A 14,182-nucleotide genomic window follows, 5' to 3' on the forward strand; every position below is an offset into this window, starting at 1 on the left:
TCGGGCTCGAGTGAATCACTCTGCGGCGCGCCCTCCGAGCCCGTCCACGAGTCGTTCTCGTCGACGGCACTGGCTTCCACGCCCTCCGCGCTCGGAACCGGCATCGCCTGTTGACATCGAGCCCAATAATGGCAACACTGTTACCATTATGATGGATGCACTTTGCCCCTCGCACTTGTGTCGGATCGGAGGCGGTCATGAATCCTGACGGTCGCTTGCTGCTGCGCGGCGGAATTGTCCTCACGATGGACTAGGCGCTGGGTGATTGCGAACGCGCAGATGTGCTCATCGAGGACGGCAAGATCGCTCAGGTGGGGCCTGATCTGGACGCCGACACAGAGGTGCTCGACTGCGTGGGCAAGGTCGTCCTCCCCGGTTTCATGATCTCGCACCACGACACCAGTAGACCGAAGATATCGGCGGCCAAGTCATGATGCTGTTCCGCCGTCGCCGTGATCGACCCGGGTGCTGTCTGCGAACTGGCGGCATTGCCTCGGCCCGCCGGGGGGGGGCGGTGTCATCCGTAGCCGCCGAATCTGCGACGCAGAGACAAAGGCCAAGGCAATTCAGCTGGTCACCGAGCGCCATGACGAGTATTGGTCGGAGTGCGGCCATGAATATCGGGTCGATCGTGCTCAGGTGCATGCTGGCGGCCGAGTTCCTGTTCTTCGGGGCAGCCAAGATTGTGGCGGTCGCGTCGATACGCACACGCGCCGAACATGCCCGTCCCGCGGACAGAACGGTCCTCATAGCCGCTACGGCTGTGTTCATGTCAGGGAACTTCCCCGTCGCCAGCCGTTCGTGCCAGCTCTCGGAAATCTTTATCCCTTCTAACGATTAGGATTTGAAAGCTCGCCATGCTCGGCCGATCAACCAAGACTCGCGTCTCGGGTGCCCCCGCTGTCACTTTCGACAATCGGAACGCGGTTTACGATTTCTACCGCGAGCATCGTCCAGACCTCCTGCGAGCAAAGCTGTCCTGCGCCGTCATGAGCCATCGCTTCCGGCCCAGGGTGACGTATGCAGACGGCGCCCGCGCCGAGTTGGCGCAGCTGATCCGCGCGGACGCGCGCTTGATCATCTCCATCAATCACCTCACCACCCAGGACCCCTACCTCTTGGCTGGACTCGCCTGGCGCAGTGTGTTCCGCCCGAGGATCGGCCGCATTCGAGTGCTGGCGAAGGACGAGCTGTTCAACGATCCACAGCACCGCACCCGAATCGACGCGATGGGCGGCATCCCCGTCTTCCGCCGCAAGGACCACGGGATACGCGCCGCACACGCCGCCGGAATGCAGATGATAGATACCTGCGTATACCGTCTGGCCAGCGGCGATGACCTGGCGATCTTCCCGGAGGGAACCTGCAATGAAACCGACCCCAGCCGAGTGCAGCCGATAGGCACCGGTATCGGGCACATCCTCGCACGCGCACGAGATGCCGGTATCGCACCGACTTTGGTATGTATCGGCCTGAGCTACGGTCTCGACACCGCCGACGTGAAGTCGGCCAGCTTCTACCTCGACTCTCCGTGCACCAACCTTCCCAACCGTCCAACAGAAATCAGCCGAATGGCCTCCGCGCGCATGCAGCAAGCCCTCGACGGCGCACTACTAAGCTACTGAGGCAATTTCACGTACGCTGTCGGCGTCGAGGCATTACCCCAGTTCGTCGGTAGACGAAGCGCAAACTTCTGCCGATGACCAGCAGATTCTGGCTGCCATCTCAAGCGCCCGCCAACTAGCCGTTGCCGACCCGAGGCGGTTCATCCCTGGCCGCGAGGGCGGTACTCCGGAGCCGGTCCCGGTGGTGTTGAGGCCAACCGGGCCACCCCCAGTACGGCAGGCTCGGGTTCACCGACCCGGCCAGTTCGGGGGTGATCTTCACCAGCGCGATATCGTTGAGGGCGCGCGCGTCGGGTCGGTCTTGCCGCGCTGCTGCATGGTCGGCCAGCTGCTGTAGGCGAGTTGTCCGATGCCGATGGATGCACCCTGCGCGAAGGGTGAGCCATCGCGGCTGAAGGACAATGGTGCCGAGCGGGAGGCTGCCGAAAGTGCAGCCGTCGGTGGCGTTCGACTGGCCGGTGGTCGCGCAGTGTGCGGCCTGCCCCAGGTAGAAGTTGCCGGCGTCGTCGGCAAACACATAGTTGGTCGTGCACTGGCCGGCGCCTTCGGTGTAGACCTTTGTGCCGGGTGCGAGAGTCGCCGATTGCGCCGCGGCCCACTGGCGTCCGGCCTTGTCCGCGGCGACGGTCATCTGGTCTGTGGTTTCTCCATCCATAGTCGTTGCAGGCGCGGAGGCTACATGGCTCTGGGCGCTCGTAGCATCGCTCGAGCTGCCGCAACCGGCGATCAGCGCCGCGCTCGCGGCGAGCGCGGCCACTGTGGCGGGAACCGCGATTTTTCGACAAGTTCCCATACGGGTGCATGGGAACTCCATTCAATGGACTGCTCGGGTGGTTACTGCGGGGAGGTTTGGGTTCGGGGTGCGCGGAACAGGGCGCCGAGGGCGGCAAGCGCGAGGATGACCGCCACCACGATCAGCGAGGCCGATGGGCCGTCGATGAAGGCCGAGCGAACGGCCGTGGCCAATGGTTCACCTTGTGGACGCAGTTGCGCGGCGGCCAAGCCCTGCGGCGGCCGAGGATTCGACCGCGTGCGCGGCTGCGGGCGGCAGTTGATCCAGCGCGGGCAGTGACGATGTGTAGTGGCTCGAGAACACCGAGCCCATGAGGGCGATGCCGATCGCGGCGCCGACCGGGGTCGCCGGACAGGTATCCCGTCCACGCGGCACAAGCGATAGCCGACGTCGCCATGACAGATGTTGCTACAGCTGTCCACTCTGTCCGCCGCAGATAATCGCCGCACCGTTGTGCAGCTCATCACGAAACCATCAGTAAGCCTTGACGCGGCTCCGAAATATCGGGAACGCTGTAACCGATATTGGCCTGGGGCAGTAAAATGGCTTGCCATGCCGGTTGCCGTCTGCTTCAGCACTCAATGCTGTACCGCGCCGGCCCGGTGGGCTGCCGACATCGGACCTCGGGTGTGGATCCGAGCGGCACCGAGCGCCGCCCCTACGTGATCGACAGCTGGCAATGTCCAGGCGTACAACAAGGAGGACGGCACCGACCATGACTGAATCGAAAACCAGCGGCGACACCGCGGACGGCCAGCGGCTACACCCACGGGTGTGGGTCGGCCCAGCGGTGGTGGTCTCATTGCTTATGTCGCTGTTAGCCACGATGTATCTGGCATATGTCGTGGACCCAGCGAAACACATGCACGATTTCCCGGTCGCTGTGGTCAACCAAGACCAAGGCGACATGCTCGGCGGCCACGTCACGAATGTAGGTCAACAGGTCTCCGATGCGCTCGTGGAGCACATACCCGCCGACAAGGTCGACCTGCAGGTTCTTGGCATGGCCGAAACACAGAAGAAGCTCGATGACGGAACCCTCTACGGTGCCATTGTCATCCCGAGCGACTTCACCCATCGACTGGCGATCTTCAGCGCGGCCAGCGTCGCGTACGACGATGTCAGCCGCCCGACGATCACCGTAATCACCAACCCCCCTGTCGGATCGTTCGCAGCCTCAATGGGGCGCACCATCGCGGAGAACGCACTCGGCCAGATCAACCGAACCATCGGCACGCAGCTCACCACGATGATGCAAACCCAAATTCAATCGGGCAGCGGCCAAGCGCCAGCAATGGCCGGTCTCAGTCGGCTGATGCTCGCCGAACCGGTCAAACTCGTAGTCGCCCCAAATCATCCGCTGCCTCCGGGGACAGGAGACGGTTTGGTCGCGTTCCTTTACACCTTGCTAGTGCTGCTAGGCGGATTCACCGGTGCGATGGTGATCAATGGTATGGTGGATTCGTCACTCGGCTTCGCACCGACCGAACTCGGCCCGTTGTATTTTCACGTTCCTCGCGCACGGATCTCGCGGCTGCGCACCTTGATGCTCAAGTGGAGCATCGTCGTCGGCGTCGCTCCGATCGTGGCCAGCATCTACATAGGCGTAGCGCACTGGCTGGGGACACCCATCGACCGTCCTTTGGCGCTTTTCTTATACAGCACGATGGCGATTATCGCCGTTGGGGTCACAGCGCTGTCGATCCTCGCTGTATTCGGAACTATGGGGCTACTTATCAACCTGGTCCTTTTTGTCGTTCTCGGCCTACCTACCTCCGGCGGTACCGTTCCAATCGAAGCGATTCCCGAACGTCTTGTATGGCTGGCACGCTTCGAACCAATGCACCAGGCATACCTCGGTATTCGCGCCATCCTGTATTTCAATGCCGAAGCCGATTCGGGCCTTGGTCGCGCGGTTTGGATGACGCTCATCGGACTGACTATCGGCCTCGTGCTCGGCGCCACCGCCACCCGCTATTACGACCACAAAGGACTGCACCGCAAACCGACAGACGCGACGGTCGCAGAAGACATGGATTCCGTGGCTGCATAAGCGATGTGACGCGAGTCCCCGGCGGTTTAACCCTCACAACCCCGGAGAGGTCGCAACCGGCGCCGCCACTTCGCCACAGTCATCGGCGTGACACCCGCCGCAGCCGCAACATGCGCGTTCGCCGCACCCGGCTCCGCGCACGCCAGCACTATCCGGCACCGCAACGCATACACCTGAGTCGACGTCGCCGCCCGCGCACCCCACACCAACTCCCGCCACTGCGCCTCGGTCACCACCAAATCCGGCCCCGACCTCGGGCGCCCCGTCCTTGCCACCGCCGAATCCTACGAGTAAAGAACGGATTTCAGGGCGCGGAACACTAGTATTCTGAGTCGTTGATCGCCGAAAAACATGCCATATCAGAAGAATTCACAATTACCGTTCAAGTCGACGCTGCGCGACTACCTCTGTATTACCTCAACAATGAGTACGGGCGCGGCAGGCATGCACCGACGATGAGTGCACTCGTCCCAGGCCACTCCTTGAGCTCGCGTACCGTGTTGAGCTGTCGGTCGTCCCGCCTTTCTTGACGCTAGTGAACCATTGTCGCCTTGACGATGTGGCGCAGCCAGATCGCCAGGGGTGACACCGTCTTCGGACCGTACGCCGGCTATGCCGAGGCAGTCATCCACGAACAAGACGTCGCGGATGTCATCGCCCACGCCATGTCCGACGACACCCTGCTCGGCCGCCGCATCCCGATCACTGGGCCCGACGCGATAGCTTTCGAGGGTATGGTCGCTATCATCGGCCAAGTACGCGGGCGAGATCGGCGGTGTCGGGCTCGAGCAGGACGGCTCGCAGGGTCGCGGCCAAGTCGGGATTGGTGATTATCGCGTGGTCGAGCGCGGCGATCAGTGCCGTGTCCTGCTGTGCGCGCGGTACGAACCGGTCGGCCATGGCCCCCAGGTCGCCCCAAAGGCTTCCGGTATCGATATCTTTCGCGTCGGCCGGCCCGGTGGCGCGCAGGGCTGCGGCGATCAGCTGTGGCTTGGTCGGCCGCATTCGATACAGTGTCGCCTTACTGCAATGTGCCCGCGCCGCATGGGTATCCATCGACAGCGCCTTGTATCCGACCTTGCGCAGCAGATCCGGCGCCGCGGTCAGCAGCTCGTGCTCGCGATCAGGCGTCATGCGCGGCCGCCGAATGGGCGCGTTCTCGGTCACGGCGGCTCCTCCCTGGGAAGTACGGTTCAGTACTTACCGTAGCGGCCCGCTGGCTCGGGGGTACCTGCGCCTGGTCCGAGTCGCATTCGGCGAAGCGTCACCGCCGCCGAGGGAGTGGCCTGCACGCCCTCGGCGGGATTACGATTACGACCGTTGGATCGACCTGCTGTCAGATAAGCGGTGTGATGTGCTCGGGGATGCCGAGCAGCGCCTTGCCGTACGTTTCCATCGAGACGTGCGGCAGGGTCACCGCGTGCCGCGCGGCAACGTTGGAATCGCGCCAAATCCGCTGCATGGCATTGACGTCGGCGAACGATGCGGCGCCGTGTGCATCGAGCAGGATGTTCAGCGCCTCGTTGATACTGCGCAAGGTGATCGCGACATCACCGCGAATCCGGGCGCGGGCGATGAGCTCCGGGAACACTCCGGCGTCCGCGTGCGCCTGGACGTCATCGGCAGCACGGTAGGCGTGCAGGTGGGCGGTTTCGATCTTCATCGCGGCCTCGGCGACCAGCATTTGGAAGGCGACGGAGTCGGCTTGCCGGGTTACCGTGGTGTACGCCAGTGCCTTTTCCGCCGCCTTGGTGCGGACCAGATTCAGCGCGGCCCGACCGAGACCCAACTGCGGCCCCGTGACCGCCGTATTCAGAAACGACGTCAAGGCCCCCCGGTAGAGGGGCGCATCGGGATGGGCGGAGATGTGCTCACCAGCCAGGTACGGGCCGAGCGAAGCAACGCGATGTTCGGGGACGAACACGTCCTCGACGACGATGGTGTTGCTGCCGGACGCGCGCATTCCCGCGACGTACCAGGTGTCCTCGACCCGGAAGTCTGCCCGGGGGATCGCCACCGCGACCTGGTCGAGCACCTGATCGTCGTCGTCGACCATTAGTGCCCCGTTGGTAGTCCAATCGGCGTGCAGACTGGCCGAGGCATATGGCCAGCGTCCGTCCACCCGGTAGCCGCCGGGCACCTTGCGGGCTTTGCCCGAGGGTGCCAGCACGCCGGAAACAATCGTGTCGGGACCGTCGGCGAACGCCTCGTCGAGGCCGCGGCCGGGATGGAGGGCAGAGGTCCAGACATTGGTGTTCGACAGCGTGACTACCCATGCCGCGCCGCCGTCGGCCTCGGCGATCGCCGACGACACATCCAGCAGTGAGCGCAAGCTGGCCTCCAGGCCACCGAAACGCCGTGGCGCCACGATGCGGAACGCTCCGGCTTCCTTCAGCGCCGCGATCGTCTCCTCGGATACTCGCCGGTCCGATTCGCCGGCGGCGGCATTCTTCCGGATCAGCGGCGCCAACTCGGCGATGCGCGTGAGCACATCCTCGATGGTCTCGGTCCTGTCATTCTCTACGGTGGTCATGCGTACTCCAAAGGTACTGTGGTGGTCGAAATTCGGTAGGTTCACTACGGGTCGGCGGCAACGATGCGGTTTCGCAGTTCGCCGACACCGTCGATCCGGCTGATCAGGGTCTGGCGGGGCTCCAGGAAGCGCGGCGGATTCATCGCGCTGCCGATGCCCGCGGGCGTGCCGGTGGACAGCGGGTCACCCGGCAGCAGCGGGAGTAAGGCCGACAACTGCGAGATCAATTGCGGCATTGAGAAGATCATGTCATCGGTACTTGTCTTCTGCACTTCCTCTCTGTTGAGCGTGCAAGTCATCTGCAGGTCATCGGGATCGGGCAGCTCGTCGAGGGTGACCAGCCACGGGCCGATCGGGCCGTAGCCGGGAAGAGATCTTCCGAGGCTGAATTGCGGTGCGGGACCTCGCAATTGGATGGCGCGCCCGGAGATGTCTTGGGCCACCGCGACCCCGGCGACATGCTCCCAGGCGCGGTCGGCCGAGACGTTGCGGGCACCGACACCGATCGCGACCGCCAGCTCGATCTCCCAATCGGCGGTTCCGTCGGTCGGTACGGGAATGTTGCTGTAGGCACCGGTCAGGCAGCTCGCGAACTTGGTGAACACGAGCGGGTCGCTCGGCAGGTCGAGACCGGACTCGGCGGCGTGCTGGCGGTAGTTCAGTCCGATGGCGAAGATCTGTGGTGGGCGTGCCACCGGAGGTCGCAGGCGTGCCGGGTCCAAGGGCTCGGCGGCGGCCAGGTCGGCGCCGTGGGCCCACTCCCGGAACGCGGTCCAATGCTCGTAGACCGCCTGGGGATCCGAGGCGAAGCGGTCACCGCTGGCGCGTTCGACGTCGACGGCTCCGGCTGCCATCACGATGACCAGGCGATCACCGAGGTTACCGATCTTCACTGTCGCTCATTGGATGAAAGATGTTGCGATATCCCTGAATTCGATGTCCTTCAGGTGATGAGACGGCGATACCGTGAGCCGTGGAATACGAGGGGGCGTGCGGTGGGATGTGCGTGGAGGCCCCGGATGGCGAGCACGACGATCGTGTGATCGCCTGCGCGGAACTCGTCGTGCAGGGCGCAGTCCAGCCAGGCTGTCGCGCCGGATAGCAACACGGCGCCCTCGGCGGTGCACTCGTATTCCACGTCCGCGAAGCGATCCGGGGAGCGCGACGCCAATTGCCGACACGTCGGCTCCTGTTCGTCACCCAGGATGCTGAGCCCCAGCCTGGGCGCATCCCGCAGCGAAGCCCAGGTCTGGGAGCTGTTCATGATGCAGATCGACACCAGCGCTGGGTCCAGCGACACCGAGGTGAACGAGCTGACCACCATACCTGTGGGTTGTTGGTTGCGCATTGCGCAGACTGCGATGACGCCACTGGGGAAACAGCCGAACGTCAGCCGCAATTGATCCGGACCGCTGGGCGTGGTCAATGGTGAAGGCGTGGCTTCGGTCCCGAAGCTGTTGCTCAGCCAATAACTCCGCGGGAACCCCGGGAGCCGAGTTCCGCCGGACAGCGGTCCCGTGGTACTGGGGAGGCGAGTGGTTTGCCTGCCGATTCGGGCCAGTTTCTTCCCGGCATCCATGGTCGCCTCCTTGTCGCGATCCGCCCTGAACAATGCGCGGCACCGGTGCGATGTACCGGTTCTGCTGCTGCGGCGGATGGGTGAGTCGGGTCACATCAAGTGATCTGGCGGTAGCGTAACCATTTCATGGATTTGATGTCAACGACTTGGAATCAACTTGTTTTTTTCCCAGGTCACCCGGCACTATCGGGCGGAGAGGTGTTCGGTGATGGAGGGCGCAATGACCAGCACGACCGATAAGAGCCGACTGACCTCGCGCGCCGCGCAGGCCGCCGCAACCCGGCAGCGCCTCGTCGATGCCGCGGTCGAACTGTTCGCCGAGCGCAGTTATGACGAGGTGGCCGTGGCCGACATCTGCCGGGCCGCCGATGCCGCCCATGGGCTGGTATTCCACTACTTCGGCACCAAGCGTGGCCTCTATTTGGAGGCGATACGGGACACGTCGAATCGCGTACTGCAGACCCATGTGCTGCGTCCCGAAATATCGCCGGTCGAGCAGATCCGCAGCGCGTTCACCGCGCAGTTCAGGTTTCTGGCCGCTCATCGCGGGCTCGCCCTGCGCTTGGTGCTAGGGGGTCGGGGCGCTGATCCCGAGGCCTGGGAGGTGCTCGAGGCGGGCCGGTGGCAGGCCATCGAGGCTTGGATCTCGCTGCTGGGGCTCGACCCGCAGAATCAGGCCTTACGCTTGATGATCCGGTCGATTGTCGGCGCGATCGACGAGGCTGCCGTCTATTGGCTGCAGAACGATGAGCCGTTCGACGTCGACACGGTGGTCGAATGCCTGATGGAACTGACTGTTGCGGCGCTGCGTTCGGCCGCCGCACTGGACCCCACTCTCGACGTGGACTCTGCGCTTCGGCCGTTGCTCGACGAATTCTATAGATCCTGAGGTCCAGTAAGGATCTTCGCGGATAGCTCGTTGTGGGTGACTCCGGAGTGGCGAGGTGAGCTGCGCGGAGGCGGCCTCGGCGCCTTCCGTGCCGGGTTTGGGCACGGTATCGGTGCCGGGGGACGATCTGGGAAAAGGCGAACACCACGCGGTCGGTCTCGACCCGAACGGCAAGCGCGTGTTCGACAAGGCACTGCCGAACGACGAGTCCCGGCTGAGGGCGGTATTCGACAAGCTCGCCGCCCACGGGCCACTGCTGATCGTGGTCGACCAGCCGAACACGATCGGCGCCTTACCGGTGATCGTGGCCCGCGCCTGCGGACACGACGTGGCCTACGTGCCCGGATTGGCGATGCACCGCATCGCCGATCTCTACCCAGGTCAGGCCAAGACCAATGCCCTACATCATCGCCGACGCGGCCCGCACCATGCCCACACTCTGCGCCGCGTCGACATCGGTGACTACACCCTGACCGAGCTCGGTGTCCTGGCCGGATTCGACGACGACCTCGCCGAAGAAGCGACCCGCACCAGCAATCGCATTCGTGGCCTGCTCACCGGCATCCACCCCGCTCTCGAACGCGTGCTCGGCCCCCGCGCACCCAGCGGTCCTGGAAATCCTCTCGCGCTGCGGCGGTCCCAAGGGGATCCGGGCCTCCGGCCGACGCAAACTGACCGCCATCGCCACCAAACACGCCCCACGCATGGGCGCGCGACTAATAGATGAGATTCTGGCCGCGCTGCCCGCGAAAACCGTCACCGTTCCCGGCAACAAACCAGTCGGATCATCGATACCTTGCGCATGATCGGAGCAGTGCGTCGAAATCACGAATCCCCGGTCCCGCATTGTCATTGAGCAGCATCGCCGCGGTAGTACTGCTCGCTCTCGCCTACCTCACCTTCGACGTAGTCGGCGTCGACTGGTTTACCAGCTACGCCAAACTGACGATGACACTGACCAATTCGGGCAGCCTCGGTCCGCAATCACCGGTATTGCTGTTCGGGGTTCGCGTGGGGAAGGTCGTCTCCGTGCGCAACGGCGACGACGGCGTCCAGGTCAGCATGCGAGTGCGTAACGATTGCCACATCCCGGTGGCAAGCACGGTCAGCATCGAAAACCTCTCCGCGCTCGGCGAACCACAGGTCCAATTCACGCCCGTAAAGGACGCGCCGCCCCGTATCTGCGCGACGGACAACACATCGACACGCGGGCCGTCCGGACGCCGACCTCGATACCTGAGGTGGCCAGGCAGGTGACCTATCTGATGGAACAGCTGAAATGGGCCTATTTCTGGTGCTGGAAGAGGCTGGTGAGATGCTCTTCCAGGGTCGTCATATGGAACGACGGTGCATAGGCTCCGACCGTATTCTCCGATGCGACGGAGCCGTGGCTGTCCCAGTAGCGAACCAGGGGAATGATCGATGAGAGTCGGTCTCCGCGCCAGCGGAAATAAGGAAGAGCAGCCAGGAAAAGGTAGTAGGTGGGGAACCGCGGCGACGCTTTGACGGTGCGGCCCGCCGCTGTCGTCAGCAATTGCTCGACCTCGTGGACGGCGTAACTTCGTGGTGCGACGAAGTCGATATCCCCATTTATCACACGATCCTTGCAGACCAACTCTTGCACGATGAACGGGGCCACGTCTTTTTGGCTCACATAGCTGATGTGGCGCGACTTATCGATTGGCAACAAGAACCTGCCCTTGTTGAGCAGATCCAGCCGCGGGTCGAAAACATCTTCCATATATGATCCGCATCGCAGCACGCTGTAGCCGATGCCACTCGACGCCAACAAACGTTCGACCTCGAATTTGGCGTCGAGAACACCGACGCCGGTGTTCCGGCCAGCTCCCAGCGCAGAGGTGTAGATCAGGTGTCTCAGCTTGGCCACCTTGGCGCCGGCGATCACAGCGTTCGCGGCCTCGAACTCCGTTGAAGGGTCATTCTGCCGCGCAATCGGTGTCAAGAAGAATGCCGCGTCCGCGCCGTCGGCTGCCCGCGCGACATCGTCCGTGTTCATCATGCTGCCGGCGACGATCGTCGCTTCGGGATAGCGACGCGCAAGCGTATCGGCGTCGCGGGCGAGGATACGGACCGAGACTTCTTGCGCCAGCAGGCCGCGTACGAAGACTTCGGCCACTTGGCCCGAACACCCGATCGCGGCGATGGTTTTCCTTGGCTCGTTCAATCGAACCACCTTTCCGGTATGACCGAATCTATCCCGAGCCGCGGGCCATAGACGGCGCGCGGTGCGGCTGACGGATATCAGGCGACGAGCCCCTGAGCCTTTTTCAGCGATTTGTCCAGGGCGCCGACGAGCGAGTTCTTGAAGACCCCGCCCATGGGGCCGTCGATCATCCCGCCGTCGATACTGGCTGTTACCTCGACCGCGGTGGTCTCGGCCTCGCCTCGCAGGCTGATAGCGAGTGCCAGTTTGACGCCTGCCCTTGTGGTTCCGCCCATGGCGAGCGAGCGCGGCGCGTCGACATTCTCGAAAGTCCAGTCGATGGTGACCGGCATGTTCATTACGCTCGCGTTTGCGGTAGCGGCGTCGCCACTGGCGAGCTGGGCTGGGACGGCGCTCTTCCACGACTTGTGAATCACAAGCCAATCGCCCCAGCGCGACGGATTGCCGAGGACCTTCCAAACCTCGTCGGGACTGGCCTTGTAGCTGGCGCTGGTTTGCACGGTACGCATGCGATTCTCCTGTTCGCGGCACACTCGCGATCTCGCGCACGACGGCTGTCGCCGCGCGGAGTCCGAACAACTAATTCGGATACAGTGTATCCGAATTAGAACCGAGCGCCAAGATGGATCGAAGGCAGCGACATCCGGACGAATCAGGTGAGGTCCACCCCGCCGGTCGCCGCGTCGTGCAGCGGCACGAGGCCCGCGACGAGCAGCTGCAGGCCGAAGCGGAATTCGTTTTCCAGGGTTTGCCTGGGCAGGCAATCGGCGACGGCGATCGTGGCGGGGAATCGCGCTGGATCGAGTTGACGGTAGAGCGCGGTGAGTGGGGTGGGGTCGATGTTAGCTTCGGTGTCGTGGCCTTGGAGCTGGGCGGCGAAGCCGACGGCATAGCGGGCAATGGTGGCGTAGACGAGTGCCGCAGACTTCGGGGGGAAGCCGTTGGCGAGCAGTAGGGCCAGGACTCGCTCGCGCAACATGAGCGAATTGGGTCCGATCGGCACCTGCTCGATGAGCAGGGGCGCGATCCCGCGGTGACGGTGCAGAGCCGCGAAGATGGCCTCTGCGGCGGTGATGCATGCGCGCTGCCAGTCGTCATCGGGCGCGTTGTCGTCGATCTCGATCTCGCCGAGGACCGAGTCGACCACGTGGGCGATGAGTTCGGCCCGGTTGGCGACTGCTCGGTAGAGCACGGCGGTGCCTGTTTCGAGGCGTTGGGCGAGTGTGCGCATCGACAGTGCATCGGCGCCTTCCTCGTCGATGATGCGTAGGGCGGTCGTCACGATCCGGTCGAAGGGGACCCGTGGGCGGCCGGGGGAGCGGCGTGCCGGGGTCTCGGCGGCGTCTGAATCGGCGGTGGTCACACTCGCATTGTTGCGCATCGACGGTCTGGACACGTGACCATTATATAATGGTCACATTGTTGCCATTATCACTTGAGCTGCGGTCATGCACGGGCAACACTGTAACCATTATGAGTAGACGAGCAGCCGCCGATGATTACATCGATCCTGATTCGCGCTTCGCGATCATCGAGGGCCGTAACCTGCACTACAAGCGGGCCGGGACGGGGCCTGCGGTGTTGCTTCTGCATGGCAGCGGCTCCTCGCTGCACTGCTTCGACGAGGTGGCCGCAGCGTTGTCGTCGTCGTTCGATGTGATTCGCCCGGATCTGCCCGGCTTCGGGCTCACGGGTCCGCGCGCCGACCGGGACTACCGGATACAGACATACGCGGAGACGGTTGCCGCGTTCTTGGACGCCATCGGGGTCTCCAAGGCGTCGGTGGTCGGCAATTCCCTCGGTGGCAATATCGCCTGGAACTTCGCGCTGGATCATCAGCAGCGGGGGGATCGGCTGGTGTTGATCAATGCCACCGGTTACCCGGGCAAGTCGTTGCCGTTGGCGCTGCGCCTGGCGCGCAACCCGATCGGTCGGGTGTTGATGCGGAATTTGGCGTCTCGCTCGGCCACCGAACGCAATCTGCGCTCGGCGGTCGGGTCGCGCAAGTCGGTGGTGGATGACGCGATGGTCGACCGGGTGCACGCGATGCTGACCCGGCCCGGCAACCAAGAGGCGTTCATCGACTTCGCCAACACCGACCAGATCGACCGCACCACCGAGATCCCCGCCATCGCAGCGCCGACGCTGGTGCTGCGCAGCGCGTCCGTCGACGGACAGTTCTTCACGCGCGATATACCGGGCAGCCTCGAACGGATTCATCCCAGCGGCGGCCACCTGCTCCCCGACGAAGATCCGGAATGGGTGGCCAGCGCGCTACTGAACTTTTTGACAGCCGAGGCGAACTCGCCGAAGAAGGGAAGGTCATGAAGTAATTCGTGGTGCCCGGCGAAACCCGTCACCTGGACCAGGCCACACGTGCCGGACTGCGCGGTGACTTCATCGAATGCGGTGACAGGATCACGCATTACGAGTGCCTCGTCCAAGTAGGTTGCCTCGGTAACCGGGTGTCGGGTTGATCGTGGACCTGTTGCCGGTGATGCTGCCGGTGGAGGTGGTGCTGGTGG

Annotated in this window: 17 protein-coding genes; 7 read left to right on the forward strand and 10 right to left on the reverse strand. The window is 63.8% G+C overall.

Features of this window, described 5'->3' with window-relative positions; genetic code table 11:
- Positions 1-281: 281 nt before the first annotated feature.
- Together ACWEKR_RS35025 and ACWEKR_RS35030 are read left to right on the forward strand one after the other, a co-directional pair.
- Positions 282-434 carry a hypothetical protein gene (locus ACWEKR_RS35025; protein ID WP_452358164.1) on the forward strand — a complete coding sequence of 51 codons (153 nt, stop codon included), beginning with the start codon at positions 282-284 and terminating at the stop codon, positions 432-434.
- A gap of 423 nt (positions 435-857) precedes the next feature.
- The gene (locus tag ACWEKR_RS35030) at positions 858-1,625 is read left to right on the forward strand and encodes a 1-acyl-sn-glycerol-3-phosphate acyltransferase (protein WP_452358165.1); all 768 of its coding nucleotides are present in this window, start codon (positions 858-860) and stop codon (positions 1,623-1,625) included.
- Between the two features lie 115 nt (positions 1,626-1,740).
- Here the strand turns inward: ACWEKR_RS35030 and ACWEKR_RS35035 are convergent, their stop codons facing one another.
- Complete coding sequence (locus tag ACWEKR_RS35035; RefSeq protein ID WP_452358166.1) at positions 1,741-2,256, reverse strand: hypothetical protein; 516 nt, start codon at positions 2,254-2,256, stop codon at positions 1,741-1,743.
- Between the two features lie 203 nt (positions 2,257-2,459).
- Positions 2,460-2,591 (reverse strand): hypothetical protein, encoded by a 132-nt coding sequence (locus ACWEKR_RS35040; protein WP_267468592.1) that lies wholly within the window; start codon positions 2,589-2,591, stop codon positions 2,460-2,462.
- A gap of 542 nt (positions 2,592-3,133) precedes the next feature.
- Here ACWEKR_RS35040 and ACWEKR_RS35045 point away from each other — a divergent pair.
- On the forward strand, positions 3,134-4,471 hold the full coding sequence (locus ACWEKR_RS35045) for a YhgE/Pip domain-containing protein (RefSeq protein WP_452358167.1): 1,338 nt from the start codon (positions 3,134-3,136) through the stop codon (positions 4,469-4,471).
- Between the two features lie 26 nt (positions 4,472-4,497).
- On the opposite strand, the gene ACWEKR_RS35050 is transcribed toward ACWEKR_RS35045, so the two are convergent.
- The 5 genes from ACWEKR_RS35050 to ACWEKR_RS35070 form a co-directional block, all read right to left on the reverse strand.
- Positions 4,498-4,746 (reverse strand): helix-turn-helix domain-containing protein, encoded by a 249-nt coding sequence (locus ACWEKR_RS35050; protein WP_452358168.1) that lies wholly within the window; start codon positions 4,744-4,746, stop codon positions 4,498-4,500.
- 469 nt (positions 4,747-5,215) lie between these two features.
- Positions 5,216-5,638 (reverse strand): TetR/AcrR family transcriptional regulator, encoded by a 423-nt coding sequence (locus tag ACWEKR_RS35055; RefSeq protein ID WP_452358169.1) that lies wholly within the window; start codon positions 5,636-5,638, stop codon positions 5,216-5,218.
- A 169-nt stretch (positions 5,639-5,807) separates the two neighbouring features.
- Complete coding sequence (locus tag ACWEKR_RS35060; RefSeq protein WP_280247460.1) at positions 5,808-7,004, reverse strand: acyl-CoA dehydrogenase family protein; 1,197 nt, start codon at positions 7,002-7,004, stop codon at positions 5,808-5,810.
- A gap of 44 nt (positions 7,005-7,048) precedes the next feature.
- Entirely contained in the window at positions 7,049-7,897 is an 849-nt protein-coding gene (locus tag ACWEKR_RS35065) for a fumarylacetoacetate hydrolase family protein (protein WP_452358170.1), read from the reverse strand.
- Between the two features lie 50 nt (positions 7,898-7,947).
- Entirely contained in the window at positions 7,948-8,430 is a 483-nt protein-coding gene (locus tag ACWEKR_RS35070) for a flavin reductase family protein (RefSeq protein ID WP_228820719.1), read from the reverse strand.
- Positions 8,431-8,803: 373 nt separating this feature from the next.
- Between ACWEKR_RS35070 and ACWEKR_RS35075 the strand changes: the two genes are divergently transcribed.
- The 3 genes from ACWEKR_RS35075 (at position 8,804) to ACWEKR_RS35085 (ending at position 10,729) form a co-directional block, all read left to right on the forward strand.
- Positions 8,804-9,472: a TetR/AcrR family transcriptional regulator gene (locus tag ACWEKR_RS35075; protein WP_280247458.1), complete on the forward strand. Its 669-nt coding sequence runs from the start codon at positions 8,804-8,806 to the stop codon at positions 9,470-9,472.
- 97 nt (positions 9,473-9,569) lie between these two features.
- Positions 9,570-10,199 carry an IS110 family transposase gene (locus ACWEKR_RS35080; protein WP_452358171.1) on the forward strand — a complete coding sequence of 210 codons (630 nt, stop codon included), beginning with the start codon at positions 9,570-9,572 and terminating at the stop codon, positions 10,197-10,199.
- A gap of 119 nt (positions 10,200-10,318) precedes the next feature.
- Positions 10,319-10,729 carry an MlaD family protein gene (locus tag ACWEKR_RS35085; protein ID WP_280247457.1) on the forward strand — a complete coding sequence of 137 codons (411 nt, stop codon included), beginning with the start codon at positions 10,319-10,321 and terminating at the stop codon, positions 10,727-10,729.
- Between the two features lie 28 nt (positions 10,730-10,757).
- On the opposite strand, the gene ACWEKR_RS35090 is transcribed toward ACWEKR_RS35085, so the two are convergent.
- From ACWEKR_RS35090 to ACWEKR_RS35100, 3 genes are all read right to left on the reverse strand, one after another.
- The gene (locus tag ACWEKR_RS35090) at positions 10,758-11,657 is read right to left on the reverse strand and encodes an SDR family oxidoreductase (protein WP_195068175.1); all 900 of its coding nucleotides are present in this window, start codon (positions 11,655-11,657) and stop codon (positions 10,758-10,760) included.
- A gap of 77 nt (positions 11,658-11,734) precedes the next feature.
- Positions 11,735-12,166, reverse strand: a complete 432-nt coding sequence (locus ACWEKR_RS35095) for a type II toxin-antitoxin system Rv0910 family toxin (protein WP_195068176.1) — start codon at positions 12,164-12,166, stop codon at positions 11,735-11,737.
- A gap of 143 nt (positions 12,167-12,309) precedes the next feature.
- Complete coding sequence (locus ACWEKR_RS35100) at positions 12,310-13,053, reverse strand: TetR/AcrR family transcriptional regulator C-terminal domain-containing protein (protein ID WP_452358172.1); 744 nt, start codon at positions 13,051-13,053, stop codon at positions 12,310-12,312.
- 77 nt (positions 13,054-13,130) lie between these two features.
- Between ACWEKR_RS35100 and ACWEKR_RS35105 the strand changes: the two genes are divergently transcribed.
- A complete protein-coding gene (locus ACWEKR_RS35105) occupies positions 13,131-13,985 on the forward strand; it encodes an alpha/beta fold hydrolase (protein WP_452358173.1) in 855 nt (284 codons plus the stop codon).
- The last annotated feature ends 197 nt before the right edge of the window (positions 13,986-14,182 follow it).

It is taken from the genome of Nocardia sp. NPDC004573 (genome assembly GCF_053602135.1).

Coding starts and splice junctions, on each gene's coding strand:
- ACWEKR_RS35075 (WP_280247458.1), top strand. CDS start 8,804: ATGACCAGCACGACCGATAAGAGCCGACTGACCTCGCGCGCCGCGCAG.
- ACWEKR_RS35095 (WP_195068176.1), bottom strand. CDS start 12,166: ATGCGTACCGTGCAAACCAGCGCCAGCTACAAGGCCAGTCCCGACGAG.
- ACWEKR_RS35030 (WP_452358165.1), top strand. CDS start 858: ATGCTCGGCCGATCAACCAAGACTCGCGTCTCGGGTGCCCCCGCTGTC.
- ACWEKR_RS35060 (WP_280247460.1), bottom strand. CDS start 7,004: ATGACCACCGTAGAGAATGACAGGACCGAGACCATCGAGGATGTGCTC.
- ACWEKR_RS35045 (WP_452358167.1), top strand. CDS start 3,134: ATGACTGAATCGAAAACCAGCGGCGACACCGCGGACGGCCAGCGGCTA.
- ACWEKR_RS35035 (WP_452358166.1), bottom strand. CDS start 2,256: ATGACCGTCGCCGCGGACAAGGCCGGACGCCAGTGGGCCGCGGCGCAA.
- ACWEKR_RS35105 (WP_452358173.1), top strand. CDS start 13,131: ATGAGTAGACGAGCAGCCGCCGATGATTACATCGATCCTGATTCGCGC.